15 protein-coding genes are annotated in these 14,992 nt (G+C 74.8%); 6 read left to right on the forward strand and 9 right to left on the reverse strand.

What is annotated here, in order from left to right:
- Positions 1 to 36 precede the first annotated feature (36 nt).
- Positions 37 to 2,049 (reverse strand): phage holin family protein, encoded by a 2,013-nt coding sequence (locus tag ABZ899_RS07325; protein ID WP_361342513.1) that lies wholly within the window; start codon positions 2,047 to 2,049, stop codon positions 37 to 39.
- 150 nt (positions 2,050 to 2,199) lie between these two features.
- The gene (locus ABZ899_RS07330) at positions 2,200 to 2,607 is read right to left on the reverse strand and encodes a hypothetical protein (RefSeq protein WP_361342016.1); all 408 of its coding nucleotides are present in this window, start codon (positions 2,605 to 2,607) and stop codon (positions 2,200 to 2,202) included.
- 85 nt (positions 2,608 to 2,692) lie between these two features.
- Between ABZ899_RS07330 and ABZ899_RS07335 the strand changes: the two genes are divergently transcribed.
- Both ABZ899_RS07335 and ABZ899_RS07340 read left to right on the forward strand, forming a co-directional pair.
- Positions 2,693 to 3,466 carry an MBL fold metallo-hydrolase gene (locus ABZ899_RS07335; protein ID WP_361342018.1) on the forward strand — a complete coding sequence of 258 codons (774 nt, stop codon included), beginning with the start codon at positions 2,693 to 2,695 and terminating at the stop codon, positions 3,464 to 3,466.
- Positions 3,463 to 4,083: a VTT domain-containing protein gene (locus ABZ899_RS07340; protein ID WP_361342021.1), complete on the forward strand. Its 621-nt coding sequence runs from the start codon at positions 3,463 to 3,465 to the stop codon at positions 4,081 to 4,083. The genes ABZ899_RS07335 and ABZ899_RS07340 overlap by 4 nt, the downstream gene beginning before the upstream one ends.
- Positions 4,084 to 4,107: 24 nt before the next feature.
- Here the strand turns inward: ABZ899_RS07340 and ABZ899_RS07345 are convergent, their stop codons facing one another.
- The 4 genes from ABZ899_RS07345 to ABZ899_RS07360 form a co-directional block, all read right to left on the reverse strand.
- Positions 4,108 to 5,211, reverse strand: coding sequence for an MBL fold metallo-hydrolase (locus tag ABZ899_RS07345; RefSeq protein WP_361342024.1), 1,104 nt, complete (start codon positions 5,209 to 5,211; stop codon positions 4,108 to 4,110).
- Positions 5,208 to 6,455, reverse strand: coding sequence for an aminotransferase class I/II-fold pyridoxal phosphate-dependent enzyme (locus tag ABZ899_RS07350; protein ID WP_361342026.1), 1,248 nt, complete (start codon positions 6,453 to 6,455; stop codon positions 5,208 to 5,210). The genes ABZ899_RS07345 and ABZ899_RS07350 overlap by 4 nt, the downstream gene beginning before the upstream one ends.
- Positions 6,456 to 6,625: 170 nt before the next feature.
- Positions 6,626 to 7,492 carry a hypothetical protein gene (locus ABZ899_RS07355; protein ID WP_361342029.1) on the reverse strand — a complete coding sequence of 289 codons (867 nt, stop codon included), beginning with the start codon at positions 7,490 to 7,492 and terminating at the stop codon, positions 6,626 to 6,628.
- Positions 7,493 to 7,736: 244 nt separating this feature from the next.
- Positions 7,737 to 8,528, reverse strand: a complete 792-nt coding sequence (locus ABZ899_RS07360; protein ID WP_361342032.1) for an RNA polymerase sigma factor SigF — start codon at positions 8,526 to 8,528, stop codon at positions 7,737 to 7,739.
- A 249-nt stretch (positions 8,529 to 8,777) separates the two neighbouring features.
- Between ABZ899_RS07360 and ABZ899_RS07365 the strand changes: the two genes are divergently transcribed.
- Positions 8,778 to 10,586 carry a thiamine pyrophosphate-requiring protein gene (locus ABZ899_RS07365; protein WP_361342035.1) on the forward strand — a complete coding sequence of 603 codons (1,809 nt, stop codon included), beginning with the start codon at positions 8,778 to 8,780 and terminating at the stop codon, positions 10,584 to 10,586.
- 53 nt (positions 10,587 to 10,639) lie between these two features.
- On the opposite strand, the gene ABZ899_RS07370 is transcribed toward ABZ899_RS07365, so the two are convergent.
- Complete coding sequence (locus ABZ899_RS07370; RefSeq protein WP_361342038.1) at positions 10,640 to 10,795, reverse strand: hypothetical protein; 156 nt, start codon at positions 10,793 to 10,795, stop codon at positions 10,640 to 10,642.
- A gap of 142 nt (positions 10,796 to 10,937) precedes the next feature.
- Between ABZ899_RS07370 and ABZ899_RS07375 the strand changes: the two genes are divergently transcribed.
- Together ABZ899_RS07375 and ABZ899_RS07380 are read left to right on the forward strand one after the other, a co-directional pair.
- The gene (locus ABZ899_RS07375; protein ID WP_361342041.1) at positions 10,938 to 11,330 is read left to right on the forward strand and encodes a DUF2795 domain-containing protein; all 393 of its coding nucleotides are present in this window, start codon (positions 10,938 to 10,940) and stop codon (positions 11,328 to 11,330) included.
- Positions 11,331 to 11,684: 354 nt separating this feature from the next.
- Complete coding sequence (locus ABZ899_RS07380; protein WP_361342044.1) at positions 11,685 to 12,236, forward strand: type 1 glutamine amidotransferase domain-containing protein; 552 nt, start codon at positions 11,685 to 11,687, stop codon at positions 12,234 to 12,236.
- A 71-nt stretch (positions 12,237 to 12,307) separates the two neighbouring features.
- Here ABZ899_RS07380 and ABZ899_RS07385 read toward each other — a convergent pair whose 3' ends face one another.
- A complete protein-coding gene (locus ABZ899_RS07385; protein WP_361342046.1) occupies positions 12,308 to 12,604 on the reverse strand; it encodes a DUF6158 family protein in 297 nt (98 codons plus the stop codon).
- Positions 12,605 to 12,662: 58 nt separating this feature from the next.
- Here ABZ899_RS07385 and ABZ899_RS07390 point away from each other — a divergent pair, with 58 nt between their 5' ends.
- A complete protein-coding gene (locus ABZ899_RS07390) occupies positions 12,663 to 12,827 on the forward strand; it encodes a hypothetical protein (protein ID WP_361342049.1) in 165 nt (54 codons plus the stop codon).
- Between the two features lie 521 nt (positions 12,828 to 13,348).
- Here the strand turns inward: ABZ899_RS07390 and ABZ899_RS07395 are convergent.
- Positions 13,349 to 14,968 carry an ATP-binding cassette domain-containing protein gene (locus ABZ899_RS07395; protein WP_361342051.1) on the reverse strand — a complete coding sequence of 540 codons (1,620 nt, stop codon included), beginning with the start codon at positions 14,966 to 14,968 and terminating at the stop codon, positions 13,349 to 13,351.
- Between the last annotated feature and the right edge of the window lie 24 nt (positions 14,969 to 14,992).

Consider the following 14,992-nt stretch of genomic DNA (forward strand, 5'->3'; position numbering starts at 1 on the left):
GTGTGTGGCCGTGCGCCGCCGCACGCAGCCGGTTTTTCAGGCGGCCCGCTCCTGCGGCCGGGTCGCCACCGGCACCTGCGGTCCGTCCGCCTCACGCAGCCAGCGGCGCAGCACCCGGTGCACGGACTCGGCGCCGACCAGGTCCGTGCCGTCGTCCACGGGTGCGGAGAAGGCGAGCGGCGACAGCAGGAACGGCTCGCCCTGCGCGCCGCCGAGCCCGCCGTGCGAGCCGATCTGCTCCTCGAAGGCGAGGACCTCGCCGTCGGCCGGGTCGTAGGCGGAGTTGACCATGATGTCGGCGGTGTTCGGGAAGGAGTGGGTGCGGCGGACGGCGTCGGCGGCGTGCGGCCCGAACACCTCCAGCGGGCCGGGGTCCTCGTCCAACCGGTCCAGCGGGATCTCGGCGCCGTACGCGCCGAGCACGACCCCGCCGTACCGCTCGCTGCGCACCAGCAGGAAGCCGATGCCCGGGTGGTTGGCGAGCGTGGTCAGCAGCGCCGGGTGGCGGGCGTCGATCTCCTCCTTGGTCATGCGGTGCGGCACGTCCGGGAAGGAGACCAGGCCGAGGTTGCCGGAGGCCAGCACGATCGGTTCGGAGCGGCGCGGCGGGCGGTGCTGCCCGGCGCCCTCCTCGACGGGGCGGCGCAGCGCGGCGCGCACGGCGGCGCGGGCCTCCGCGCCGCTGTGGGTGCGCCGGGCCCGGCGCGGCACGGGCAGCCCGCAGCCGGCCCGCACCAGGTCACCGAGGCCCAGCCCGTAGCGGGAGCGGAAGGTCTCGCCGGGGCTCTGCCCGTGGTCGGAGAGCACGACGATCCGGTACGGGCGCGGGGCGTGCTCGGCGACGTTCTCGATGAGGGCGAGGGACCGGTCCAGGCGGGCGAGGACCTTCTCGGCGTCGCCGCTGTGCGGACCGGAGTGGTGGGCCACCTCGTCGTAGGCCACGAGGTCGGCGTAGACGGCGGTGCGGCCGGCGAGCATGTCGCCCATGACGGCGGCGACGACGACGTCCCGTTCGACGACGGTCGCGAAGGCGCGGATGAGCGGGTAGAGGCCGCCGCGGCCGACGCGCGGGCGGACCCTGCGGGCGCGGGACCGGGTGGACTGCCCGATCTCACGGGCGACCTCGGCGACGAACGACAGGGCGGTGCGCACGGCGTTGGCCGGGTCGGAGAAGTAGGCGAAGTAGCCGGAGCGGGAGCGGTTCTCGCGGCTGCGGCGCCGGGTGGCGATGGACAGCACGAGGGCCTGTTCGCCGGCGCCGCCGCTGAACAGGTTGCCCCGGCTGGCTCCGTCGGCGGCGAGCAGGCCGGGGTCGCCGGTGCGGTCGACGGCGCGGCGCTGCAGTTCGGCGGCGCTGGTGGGCCGGTTGCAGACCATGACCTCGCGGCCGGCCTTCTCGTACCAGCGGAAGGCGGGGATGTCGTAGGTGCTGCCGTGCAGGATGCCGAGCTGGCTGGCGCCGGTCTGGCTGGACCAGTCGGTGCGCCAGGGGGTGAGCCGGTGGGAGGTGTGGGCGCCGCCCAGCCAGCGGGTGACGGTCGGCATCAGGCCCTTGTCGACGGCGGCGCGCAGCACGTCGTGGCCGACGCCGTCGAGTTGCACGAAGACGGTGCCGGGGCTGGACGGGCCGGGCGGCAGGGCGCGTCTGCGGCGGTCGGCCAGCCGGTACAGGCGGCGCCGGTAGGCGTCGTCGTCGCGTACGGCGAGGGCGGCGCCGGTCGCGGAGGCCACGGCGGACATGACGGCGGCGACGATGACGGCGGTCTCGGGGGCGGCCTCGCTGTCGCCGGAGGGCACCAGGCGCAGGGCGACGCTCAGCAGGACGCCGTTGAGGACGAAGACCAGCAGGCCGAGCACCAGGGCGGGCACGAGCAGCAGGAGGCGGACGAGGAGCGGCCAGAACACCGCCGAGAGCAGACCGAAGGCGCCGGCCCCGAGGGCCGCGGTGACCGCGATGTCGGTGGCGCTGTCACCGTCGGGCGACTGGAGCTGGAAGTCGGGCAGGAGGCCGGCGAGCACGAGCATGGTGACGGTGGACACCGCCCACACGGCGACGCTCCGCCCGATCTGACTGGCGATCCGCCGCCAGCGCCCACCACGCACGTCCAGTCCACCTCACGTCCGGCCCGCCCTGGGCCCCAGCCTGACACAACGGCCGTACGGCCTCGGGGGTTCCCTGGTCAGCCCGGGTGCGCGGGCTCAGCGCCCGTCGTAGCCGGCCGTCGGCATGGACAGTCTGCGGTGCACGCGGGCCTTCATCTGCGCGTCGTACGACGGCTCCGCGCCGCCCACGGTCTCCACCCGGACCCCGCGCCGGGCGCACTCGGCGGTGAACTCCTCGACGGAGGACAGGGCGCTCTCCAGGACGCGGCGGCTGGGCGCCACGAACAGGTCGAGGCCGGGGCGCACGCCGTCCCACAGCACGCTGTGGTCGGTGCGCAGCCGGCGGACCAGGAGCTCGCGCGCGACGACGTACCCGTGGGCGGCGGCCCAGTGGGCGCACATGGCGTGCTGGCTGCGGGAGTCCACCAGGAAGGGGTCGGCGTCCAGCTCCTCGAGCGGCGTCAGACTGGCGATCGCCGTGACCCGCACCGCGGTCGGCCCCATGGGCGTCCCCCCTCACCTCCGGATTTCGCCGCCGACCCTACTCCAGCCCGTACGCTTCGGGGAGGCGCACGAAGGAGGCAAAGAGGTGCCGGTGGAGATCACGTGGTGGGGGCACGCCACCTGCACGGTCGAGGATGCGCACATACGCGTCCTGACCGACCCTCTGTTCGCACGCCGGCTCGCGCATCTGCGCCGGCGCCGGGGCGCGCTGCCGCCGCCGGGCGCCTGGCGCGCGGACGTCGCCCTGGTCTCCCATCTGCACGCCGACCACCTCCATCTGCCGTCGCTGGCCCGGCTGGCGCCCGGCACCCGGCTGCTCGTGCCCCGGGGTGCGCCCCGTGCGGTGCCCGGTCTGCGCAGGCTCCGGCATCTGCGGCTCACCGAGATGGCGCCCGGCGACGTGACACACGTCGGCGACCTGGCCGTACGGGCGGTGTCCGCGCGGCACGACGGGCGTCGGCTGCCGGTCGGCCCGCACCGCTCGCCCGCCCTCGGGTATGTCGTCGAGGGCGAGGCGCGGACCTACTTCGCCGGGGACACCGGGCTGTTCGAGACGATGGCCAAGGAGGTCGGCCCGGTCGACGTGGCGCTGCTGCCCGTCGGCGGCTGGGGGCCGTTCCTGGGGGACGGGCATCTGGACGCCGCGCGCGCGGCCGAGGCGCTGGCGCTGCTCGGTCCGCGCAGCGCTGTCCCGGTGCACTACGGCACGTACTGGCCGATCGGTATGGACGCCGTGCGCCCCCATGAGTTCCACACGCCGGGTGACGAGTTCGCGCGGCTCGCGGCGGAGCGCGCGCCCGGTGTGTCGGTGCACCGGCTGGCGCACGGCGAGAGCGTGCGCCCGGAGGTGTCCCGGTGACGTTCCTGGGCGCTGTCACGACGACCGTGGCACCCGGCTCGGCGCAGCAGGCGCTGGGCTACCCCTCGTTGTTCCTGCTCGTGCTGGTCGGTGCGCTGGTGCCGGTCGTGCCGACGGGGGCGCTGGTCAGTTCGGCGGCGGTGGTGGCGTTCCACCAGGCGTCACCGGTGTCGCTGGCCCTGGTGTTCCTGACGGCGTCGACGGCCGCGTTCCTCGGGGACGCGACGCTGTACTGGCTGGGGCGGCGCGGCATGGGCTCGAAGAACGGCTCGCGCTGGCTGGAGGCGATCCGCTCGCGGGCTCCGGAGGACCGGCTGGAGCAGTCCCGGCGCAAGCTCGCCGAGCACGACGTGGCGGTGCTGGTGCTGTCCCGCCTGGTGCCGGCGGGCCGGCTGCCGGTGATGCTGGCGTGCCTGCTCGCCGAGTGGCCGATCCGGCGGTTCGCCCGCGGCAACCTCCCGGCGTGCGTGGCCTGGGCGGTGACGTACCAGCTCATCGGGATCCTCGGCGGTTCCCTGTTCCCCCAGCCGTGGCAGGGCGTGGTCGCGGCGGTCGCGCTGACCCTGCTGATCAGCGCGGCGCCCAGCGTCTGGAAGCGGCTGCGGCCGGCCGGCTGAGAGCCCGCCGACGGAGCGACCCGGTCACCCGTGGGACTCCTCGCGCGCCTCGGCCCCGCGTCCGGCGGGCTGCCGCTCGATCACCCGCGAACCTCCCACCGGCAGGTCCCACAGGTCCGCACGGTCCCGGCCGGCCCGCTCCCACGCGGCACGCACGCGCGTGAGCGGCTCCAGGACGGGCTCCGCCGACAGCACGAACGTGCCCCAGTGCATCGGCGCCATCCGGCGGGCGCCCAGGTCGCCGGCGGCGCGGACCGCCTCCTCCGGGTCGCAGTGCACGTCGCTGAGCCACCAGCGCGGCTCGTACGCGCCGATCGGGAGCAGGGCGAGGTCGATGCCGGGGTAGCGCTCGCCGATACGGGCGAACCAGTGGCCGTAGCCGGTGTCCCCCGCGAAGTACACGCGCTGCCCGTCGGGCGCGGTGAGCACCCAGCCGCCCCACAGGCTGCGGCAGGTGTCGAGCAGGGTCCGCTTGGACCAGTGGTGGGCGGGCACGAAGTCGACGCGGACGCCGGACAGTTCCGCCGCCTCCCACCAGTCCAGTTCGGTGACCCGGGTGAACCGCCGGCGCCGGAACCAGGGGCCGAGGCCGGCCGGTACGAAGACGGGGGTGTCGCGCGGGAGCCGGCGCAGGGTGGGGGCGTCCAGGTGGTCGTAGTGGTTGTGGCTGATGACGACCGCGTCCACGCGCGGCAGCGCGTCCCAGGGGATGCCGACGGGGGTGACGCGGGCCGGGGTGCCGAGGATGCGGCGCGACCACACCGGGTCGGTCAGGACGGTCAGGCCGCCGATCCGTACGACCCAACTGGCGTGGCCCGCCCAGGAGACGGCGACCGTGCGGGCGTCGACGCGGGGCAGCGGGGCCGGTGCGAAGGGCAGCCGCGGCACGTCGGCGAGGCCCTCCCGTCCGGGCCGGATCGCGCCCTCACGCGCGAAGCGGGCGAAGGCCCGCAGGCCGGGCAGCGGGGCGGTGAGCCGGTCGTGGAAGGTGCGCGGCCACACCCGGCGCTCGGCGAGCGGGCGGGGCGCGGCCGGACGCGGAGAAGGGGAGGCGGTGGGGGGCGCCGGGGCGTCCTTCAGGGGCGTGCGCGAGGGGGCGGGTGCGGCCGAGTCGGACTGCTGCGTCATCGGGGGGTCTCCCATCGCTCGGCGTCGTCACGGAGTTCGTCGAAGATCGACTTCAGGTGGGTCAACGCGCTGCGCACGTGCGGCAGTTCCAACGGCGCGGGGGACGTGAGGCATTCCGCGCGCTCCTCGTCGGTGCCGGTGAGGAGCGCTCCGGTGGACAGCCGGACGCGCAGTTCCCCGAGGGCGTCGCCGAAGCGGTGGCCGCCGGGCGCGGGCATGCCGAGCCGGCCGGCGAGGAAGTCCTCCAGGTCCTGCGCGTCCCCCACGTCGTGGCCGGACAGCCCGGCGCGCAGCGGTCCGAGGTCGACGTACAGGTGCCGTCCGGCCTGCGGGGGGCGGGCGACGGCACCGGCGTCCACGACGGCCGCGTGCGCGGCGGCGGCGAGCCGCGCGTGCAGCCGTACGGTCGCGGTGATCCGGGTGGTGACCGGCTCGGGCTCGGCCAGGGCGTACCCGGCGGCGAGTGCGACCGGGCCCGCCACGCGGGCGCCTAGGGCGGTGAGCACGTCGAGCACCCGCGCGTGCAGGCCGTCGCCGGCGGCGCCCGCGGGGAACCGGGCGACGGCCGCGGGCCAGCCCGTGGGGAGGTGGGCGCCGGCCAGGTCGGTGACGACGGTGACCCGCTCGGGGAGCATCTCGGCGGGGCTGAGCAGCACGGTCTGGTGCGGGGCGTGCACGGTGTCGCGCCAGGTCTCGTCGCTGATCAGGTGCAGTCCCTCGCCGGCGGCGGCCTCCAGGCTCTCGTGCAGCGCCTCGGGCGGGGCCACGGTGGCGCCCGGGTCGTCGGCGGGCGACAGCACCAGCAGCCGGGGGTCCCCGCCCTCCGCGCGGACCCGGCGGACGGTCTCCAGCAGGGCGTACGGGTCGGGGACACCGCCGGACTCGGCGGGGGTCGGTACGTGGAAGACGCGGCGGCCCAGCAGGCGCGCGTACGGGGCCCACCACGCCGCGCAGGGCCGGGGCACCAGGACGTCACCGCCGAGCGCGGCGGTCAGGGCGAGCAGCAGGGCGGGGGCGCCGGGGGCGGCGACCGCCCGCTCCGGCGAGGTCGGCAGGCCCCGCCGGTCCCAGTAGCCGCACGCGGCCTCCAGCAGCGCGGCACCACCGCCGACGGGCTCGCTCGCGGCCCGGCCCGCGGCGGCGGCGAGCACACCGGCCAGCTCGGGCAGGACCGGCAGCCCGTCGTCGGGCAGGGGCGGCCCGAAGCGCACGGGGCCGTGGCCCCCGAGGTCCGTCCGGCGCATCCGTACCTCCGTGCCGTGCCAGCCGCCGTACGAGCCGCACGGTCTGCCATGTGCCCGTCGCGCTCTGCGTACCCAAAGTCATCCGTCTCTCGACCGCCGGCGGTTGTTGCGCCTGTCACACCGGCGCGGTCGCCTCCGGCGGACCGGTGGCGCGCCCGGTGACCGCGGGGTCACGGCCGCCGTCCGGCCGGTGTCCCGCGGCGCAGCCGGTACACCGCGCCGCCGGCCGCACCGGCGATGAGGACGCCGCCGCCGACCAGGGCGGGCACGGAGTCGGTGAAGACGCCGCCCTGCCCGGCCTTCACACCGCCCGGGACGGCCGGGTCGACCGGGGCGGCGGGCGTCTCACAGGGGTCGGGGCGGGTCTTGCCGCCCTTCCACTTCTCCTCGGCCGTACCGGACCCGGAGACCTCCGGCCGGCTCGTCCCGCCCCCGCTGTCCCCCCACTGCCCGGTGCCGTCCCAGGAGGACCCGGAGCAGTCCCCGCCGCCGTGGTCGCCCTTCCCCCCCTCGCCGGTCTCGCGCGGCGCGGTCAGCGTGGAGGCGGCGGCTTCCTCTTCCCCGCTGTCCGCCGCCAGGGTGTCGGCCTCGGACCCGCTCCCGCCGGCGCCCCCTTCGAGGGCCACGGTGAGGGGCGCGCTCCACTCCGACCCCTCGGTCCCGGCCGCCGCCGGGCAGGTGCCGTCGACGGTCCAGTCGGACTCGGGCCCGGCCGCGTCCGGGTCGCCCTCGAAGTTCTCGGCCGGGGAGATCTGCGCGGCCCCCCGGTAGACGGGACCGGCGTCCGCCCCCTCACCACCGCTGACCCGCTGAAGCTGCACGGTGCCGTCCTCGAACGCCTGCGACACGGCGTCGAGGGTGGCGGGCGCGGCGCCGTCGACCGGATCGCAGGTGACCGACACGGTGACGGACCCGCCGGGTGTGACGGAGGCGGGCCCGACCTCCGCGGTCGGGTCCGCGAGGGCGGCCTGGGCGCCGGTGCCCAGGGCGGCACCGGCCAGTGCGGCGACGGACAGGGCGCGGACGGTGCGGCGCATGGGGTGGGCTCCTTCGGCCGACGGCTGCGGGGTACGGGCACTCGTGCCCCTCAGCCATGACAGCCCGGCCCCCAGGGAGCCGCGCGCGGCCGGACGCCATTCGCGGGACAGTGGGCGTCCGGGCGGGTGATGTGGCGGGGAAGGGTGGCCGGAAGGGGTACGTGAGCCCCGCCGCAGGGCGTGATCGTGGGAGGGGCGGTCGGATCGGGGCGGGCCGAGCGCCCCGGTACGACCGCCGGCGAGGTCAGGAGCCGTCGTTCAGGACCTGGTCGCGGACCCGGGAGCAGCTGCGGTTGATCAGGCGGGACACGTGCATCTGGGAGATGCCGAGCTGTTCGGCGATGCGGCTCTGGGTCATGTCGCCGAAGAACCGCATGTAGAGGATCGCCCGCTCCCGCTCGGGCAGCGCCGCCAGGCGCGGGGCGACCGACTCGCGGTCCACGACCGTGGCCAGCGCGGGGTCGACGGAGCCCAGCGCGTCGCTGAGCGAGTAGCCGTCGTCGCTGCCGGGAAGTTCGGCGTCCAGGGAGAGCGCGGTGAAGCTCTCCAGCGCCTCCAGGCCGGCACGGACGTCCGCCTCGCTCAGGTCGCCGTGCGCGGCGATCTCGGCGACGCTCGGGGCGCGGCCGGAGACGGTCTGCAGGTCGTGCAGGGCGAACCGGACGCGGTTGCGCAGGTCCTGCACGCGGCGCGGGACGTGCAGCGTCCACATGTGGTCGCGGAAGTGCCGCTTGATCTCACCGGTGATGGTGGGCACGGCGTAGCTCTCGAAGGCGTTGCCGAGCTCGGGGTCGTACCGGTCGACGGCCTTGACCAGGCCGAGCGCGGCGACCTGGCGCAGGTCGTCCAGGCTCTCGCCGCGGTTGCGGAAGCGGCCGGCGAGCCGGTCGGCCATGGGCAGCCACGCCTCGACGATGCGCCCGCGCAGCGCGTCGCGTTCGGGGCCGTCGGGCAGGGTGGCCAGCGTGCGGAAGTCCGCCGTGGTGTCGGGCGCGTCGTCGTGCGGATGCTTCCTGGATTTCACTGGAGTGGGCATGACGCCTCGTAACTCCCTCGGTCACGTGCTCGGGTAGGACGGTCACCGCGGGAGACGCAAAGCGCTCCGGTACCGGGCACACCCGTCCGGGACGCACCGGTCCCGCGGACGTGCCTCCTGTCCGAAGCACTATTCGTCCGCCTGCCCGTGGACGCGGTGCCCAAACGCCCGGCGCAGGTTTTCCGCCCGGGTCCGGGGGTCACCCGTAGCGGTGCCGCGTCGTCCCCGGAGTCCCCTGGAGGTCCCCGCATGAGCACCACGGTCGCCGACCACGTCCTGGAACGTCTGCGCGCCTGGGGGGTGGAGCACGTCTTCGGCTATCCCGGCGACGGCATCAACGGCCTGCTCGCCGCCTGGGGTCGGGCCGAGAACCGGCCCCGGTTCGTGCAGTCCCGGCACGAGGAGATGTCCGCGTTCCAGGCGGTCGGCTACGCCAAGTTCAGCGGCCGGGTCGGCGTGTGCGCGGCGACCTCGGGGCCGGGCGCGATCCATCTCCTGAACGGCCTGTACGACGCCAAGCTGGACCATGTGCCGGTCGTGGCCATCGTCGGCCAGACTCATCGCACCGCCATGGGCGGGTCGTACCAGCAGGAGGTCGACCTGCACACGCTGTTCAAGGACGTCGCCTCGGACTTCGTGGAGACGGTGACGGTCCCCGAGCAGCTGCCGAACGTCCTGGACCGGGCGATCCGCACGGCGTACGCGCGACGCTCCCCCACCGCCGTCATCATCCCCGGGGACGTCCAGGAGCTCGAATACTCCGCTCCGACGCACGAGTTCAAGATGGTGCCGTCCAGCCTGGACACCGGTGCCTGGACGACTGTCCCGTCCGAGGACTCCGTCCGCCAGGCGGCCGAGATCCTCAACTCCGGCGACAAGGTGGCCATCCTGGTCGGCCAGGGCGCGGCGGGCGCGCGGGCCGAGGTGGAGCGGATGGCCGAACTGCTGGGCGCGGGCGTCGCGAAGGCGCTGCTCGGCAAGGACGTCCTGAGCGACGAACTGCCGTACGTCACCGGCTCGATCGGCCTGCTGGGCACCCGTCCGTCGTACGAGCTCATGCGGGACTGCGACACGCTGCTGACGATCGGTTCGTCCTTCCCGTACTCGCAGTTCCTGCCGGAATTCGGCAAGGCGCGGGGCGTGCAGATCGACATCGACCCGCGCATGGTCGGGATGCGCTACCCGTACGAGGCGAACCTGATCGGCGACGCCAAGGCCACGCTGGAGCGGCTGATCCCGCTGATCCGGTCGGAGGAACGGGGCCGGGAGTGGTTCGAGACGGTGTGCGACAACGTGGCGCGCTGGCACGAGGTGATGGAGCGGCGGGCCGCGCTGTCGGCCGACCCCGTCAACCCGGAGTACGTCACCCGCGCGCTGGACCCGCTGCTGCCCGCCGACGCGATCGTCACCTCGGACTCGGGCTCGACGTCCAACTGGTACGCCCGGCACCTGACGTTCCGTCCGGGGATGCGGGGTTCGCTGTCGGGGACGCTGGCGACGATGGGCTGCGGTGTGCCGTACGCGATCGGCGCCAAGTTCGCCCACCCGGACCGACCGGCGATCGCGCTCGTCGGGGACGGGGCGATGCAGATGAACGGGCTGGCGGAGCTGATCACGGTCGCGAAGTACCGGGAGCTGTGGGAGGACCCGCGGCTGGTGGTGGCCGTCTACAACAACCGGGACCTGAACCAGGTGACCTGGGAGATGCGCGCCATGGGAGGCGCCCCGTCCTTCCTTCCGTCGCAGGAGCTGCCGGACGTCCGGTACGCCGACTTCGCGCGCTCCCTGGGTCTGACGGGCATCCGCGTGGAGAAGCCGGAGGACGTCGAGCCGGCCTGGCGTGCCGCGCTGGCCGCCGACGGCCCCGCGGTCGTGGAATTCGTGACGGACCCCGCCGTGCCGCCCATCCCCCCGCACGCCACGTGGGAGCAGATGGAGGCGACGGCGTCGGCGATCCTGAAGGGCGACGCGGACCGCGGCTCGATGGTCAAGCAGGGCTTCAAGGCGAAGCTGCAGGAGTTCCTGCCGGGGCGGGAACGGAAGGACAAGGAGGACTGAGGCCGGGCCGGGGCCGGGCGGGGGCCCGCACGGCCGGCCGATCGCCTGGGCGGTCAGCCCCCGGGGGTGGCCGCCCGCTCCGTGAGCAGGCCCCGGCCCTCCGACGGGAGCGGCCCGGGGTCCTCCGGCAGGAGCAGGTCCTCGTAGCGCCCGAGCGCCGGCATCGCGCAGAGCACCGGGATCGGCAGCAGCAGGGCGAGCAGTGCCAAGACAGGGTCCTTTCCCGGAACGTCGCGCGGGGGGTGATTCGGGGGGTAAGTCCGGGTCACCCCGGTTCCGGTCCGCAAACTCCTGTGTCGGCCTCCGGTGGACGGGTACGCGGTGCGCAGTCCCGAGGATCTGGAGGGAGTCATGCAGCGAGGCAGCGACCGGCTGAGCGTTCACCGTGACGACGAGATGAAGCACGAACTACAGGGGCTGCTGCGGTCCGGGCACTCCACCCGGGCCGAGGAGTGGCACGACCCGGAGCCATCCGCCGAGGACGATCCGCCGGTCGCGGGTGGCCCGGTGGCCCCGGGGTCGTCGGCGGCGTCCCTGGAGATGGTCCGGCTGGAACTGGCGCGGTTCCTGAGCCGCCATGTCTTCCCGGCCGGCCCGCGGGAGCTGGTCGGTGAGCTGCGGCGCTTCCACGCGCCCGACGTCCTGGTCGACCCTGTGGGACGCCTGCCGCGCTCCGAGAGGTACGCCAACGTGCAGCAACTCGCCGAGGCGCTGATGGGCGGCGGAGGCGGCGAGCAGGGCTGAGATCCGGACGTCCGGACGTGAGGCCGGGGACCGCGGCAGGTCGTGGCGAGACCGCCGCGGTGCCGTTGTGCGGCGATATCGAGGGAGGGGCAGCCAGGACCGCGCTGGTGAAGGACGTCATGATCGCGGGGGTTTCGCCGCCGTCCGCCCGGACGCCTCGCTCGCCGAGGCGGCCCGGCCGGTGCGGCCGCGGAACACCGGTGACGCGGTCGTCGCGGGCGGTCGGACCACGCAGTCCCGGTCGGCGTGCCGAGCCCCGGCGATCCGGCCGCGGGCCGCGATACGGAGTGGGCGCCGGCCGGCATCGGCAGGGCTGCCCCCGAGCGAGTGAACCAACAGGAAGAGGGAGACACCATGCGCATCGCTTTTCTGTCCGCACCCGAGGGCGTCGAGCAGGTCGAGCTGACCGAGCCCTGGCAGGCCGCTCAGGACGCCGGTCACGAGCCGGTGCTCGTGTCGACGGAGTCCGGGGAGATCCAGGCGTTCCACCATCTCGACAAGGCGGACACGTTCCCCGTGCAGGAGGTCGTCGGGGAGACCTCGGCCGGGGACTTCGGCGGGCTCGTCCTGCCCGGTGGGGTCGCCAACCCCGACTTCCTGCGGATGGACGAGAAGGCGGTCGCCTTCATCCGGGACTTCTTCGACCGGGGCCTGCCGGTGGCGGCCATCTGTCACGCCCCGTGGACGCTGGTGGAGGCGGACGTCGTGCGCGGCCGGGTGCTGACGTCGTGGCCGAGTCTGCGGACGGACATCCGCAACGCGGGCGGGACCTGGGTCGACGAGCAGGTGCAAGTCTGCGACCACGCGCCGAGCAAGCTGGTCACGAGCCGGAAGCCGGACGACCTGAAGGCGTTCTGCCAGACGTACCTGGAGGTCTTCGCCGCCGAGTCCGAGCAGGCCGCCTGACGGGCGGGCGCACTCGGCGGCGGACGCGCCGGGCACGGGACCACGGGTCCCGGTCCGGCGCGTCCGTGCGCTCAGCCGCCCTCGGTGGCGCCGGGCCCGTGCGGCGGGGTGCCGCCGGCGTCGCGGTCCCGGGCGCCCTCCCGGGTCCGCCCGGCCGCCACGACGCGGCCGGGATTGCGCCGCAGGTACTCGCCCTCCAGTTGTGCCATGCGTTCGTTGTGGGCCCGCAGCGCGTCGTTCGAGCCGTACAGCAGCGTGTCGTGGCGCGTCCGGTGGATGTTCTCCAGCTCCTTCATGAGCTGCTGATCGTCCAGCCGGCCGGGGTCGACTCCGGTCATCGTGGTGCCCCGCTCGTCGTGTCCAACCATGCCGTCCGGGTACCCGCCCGCTGAGCACGCAGCCCCGAGAGGCGCACGGGAGACAGTCATGGACCTCGCCTTTCTGCATCCACTGTACGAACACCCCGGCCCCTGGGCCTCCGTGTACGTCGGTACCTCCCGGCATCCGGAGGGCACGCCGCACGCACGCCGTCCGACGGCACAGGCCTGGGCCGCGGAGCCGGCGGAGCGGGGCTGCGACGCCGCGACCTGAGCGGTGGTACGCGGTGCGCCGGAGGCGCTGGAGCCCTCGTCGGCGCCGAACCGGCCGGGCGGTCTTCGCCCATGCGGGTGAGCTGGTGCTGCAGCCGTCACCGGCCCGTCCCGGCACCCGCGGCGTGACAGCGCGCGCTCGGCACCGCTGCCGCACACCGCCCCCCCTGCTGGACGGCCCCGGCGGCAGGCTGCCGCACGAGGACGTGGCGCGGATCCGCGAGGAGCGGGTGCGCGGCCGGGCGGAGACCGAGAGGGACCGGTTCCTGGCGGCCGGCGAGGGCCGTGCCGGAGCGGTGGAGTGGGTGCCCGCGCTGGTCGAGGCCGGCCGCCCGCGAGCACCGGATCGGCGCACCGCTGATCCGTCCGGACGGACCGGACGCGCACCGCGAGGTGTGGATCGGGACCCGTGTCCGGCTAGGGGTCTTTCGTTTGGATCAGCCCGGCTGTGGCCGACGGGCGACAACGCCGCAGATGCACGTGCCAGACCCCGCGACGCCGGGATGATCCAGACGAAAGGTCCTAGCGCGCTCGCTCCACCCGGCGCTCGTCCCACACCGGTTCCGGTGTCTCGCGGACGCGTCCGTCGCTGCCGAAGACCAGGTAGCGGTCGAAGGAGCGGGCGAACCAGCGGTCGTGGGTGACCGCCAGCACGGTGCCCTCGAACGCCTCCAGCCCTTCCTGGAGCGCGTCGGCGGACTCCAGGTCGAGGTTGTCGGTGGGCTCGTCGAGCAGCAGGGCCGTCACGCCCTCCAGCTCCAGCAGCAGGATCTGGAAGCGGGCCTGCTGGCCGCCGGAGAGCCGGTCGAAGGTCTGCTCGGCCTGCTGGGTGAGCTCGTAGCGGCGCAGCCGGGACATGGCGGCGCCCCGGTCCTGGGCGTGCTCGGTCCACAGGATGTCGAGCAGGGTGCGGCCCATCAGCTCGGGGTGCGCGTGGGTCTGCGCGAAGTGGCCGGGCACCACCCGCGCGCCGAGCTTCCAGTGGCCGGTGTGGGCGACGTCCTCCCCGGCGAGCAGGCGCAGGAAGTGGGACTTGCCGGAGCCGTTGGAGCCGAGGACGGCGACGCGTTCGCCGTAGAAGACCTCCAGCGAGAACGGCTTCATCAGGCCGGTCAGTTCCAGGTCCTCGCAGGTGACGGCCCGCACGCCGGTGCGGCCGCCCTTGAGCCGCATCCGGATGTCCTGTTCGCGGGGCGGCTCGGGCGGCGGCCCGGCCTCCTCGAACTTGCGCAGCCGGGTCTGGGCGGCCCGGTAGCGGGACGCCATGTCCGTGCTGTTCTCGGCGGCCTGACGGAGTGTCAGTACCAGCTTCTTCAGCTGGGCGTGCTTCTCGTCCCACCGTCTGCGCAGCTCCTCGAAGCGGGCGAAGCGCCGGCGGCGGGCCTCGTGGTAGGTCGCGAAGCCGCCGCCGTGCACCCAGGCGTCCGCGCCGGCCGGGGAGGGCTCCACCGAGACGATCTTCTCGGCGGCGCGGGCGAGGAGTTCGCGGTCGTGGGAGACGAAGAGGACCGTCTTGCGGGTCTCCTTCAGCCGCTCCTCCAGCCAGCGCTTGCCGGGCACGTCGAGGTAGTTGTCCGGCTCGTCCAGCAGCAGGACCTCGTCGGTGCCGCGCAGCAGCGCCTCCAGCACCAGCCGCTTCTGCTCGCCGCCGGACAGGGTCCGTACCTGCCGCCACTGCGCCTTCTCGTAGGGCACGCCGAGCGCGGCCGTGGTGCACATGTCCCACAGGGTCTCGGCCTCGTAGCCGCGGGCCTCCGCCCAGTCGGCGAGCGCCTGGGCGTACCTCAGCTGGGCGGCCTCGTCGTCGACCGTCATGATCGCGTGCTCGGCCTCGTCGACGGCCCGGGCGGCCTCCCTGATGCGGGGCGGCGCCACCGAGACCAGCAGGTCGCGTACGGTCGTCTCGTCGCGTACGGACCCGACGAACTGGCGCATCACGCCGAGCCCGCCACTGACGGTGAGGGTGCCCCCGTGCGGTTTCAGCTCCCCGGAGATCAGCCGGAGCAGGGTGGTCTTGCCGGCGCCGTTCGGCCCGACCAGCGCCACGGCGGCGCCCTCGCCCACCCGGAACGAGACATCGCCGAGCAGCGCCCTCCCGTCGGGGAGGTGGTATTCGAGGTGCGCGGCTTCCAGATGTCCCATGAGGCCGCATTCTGCGGGGCGGCC

Source organism: Streptomyces sp. NPDC046859 (genome assembly GCF_040645135.1).
Taxonomy (GTDB): Bacteria; Actinomycetota; Actinomycetes; order Streptomycetales; family Streptomycetaceae; genus Streptomyces.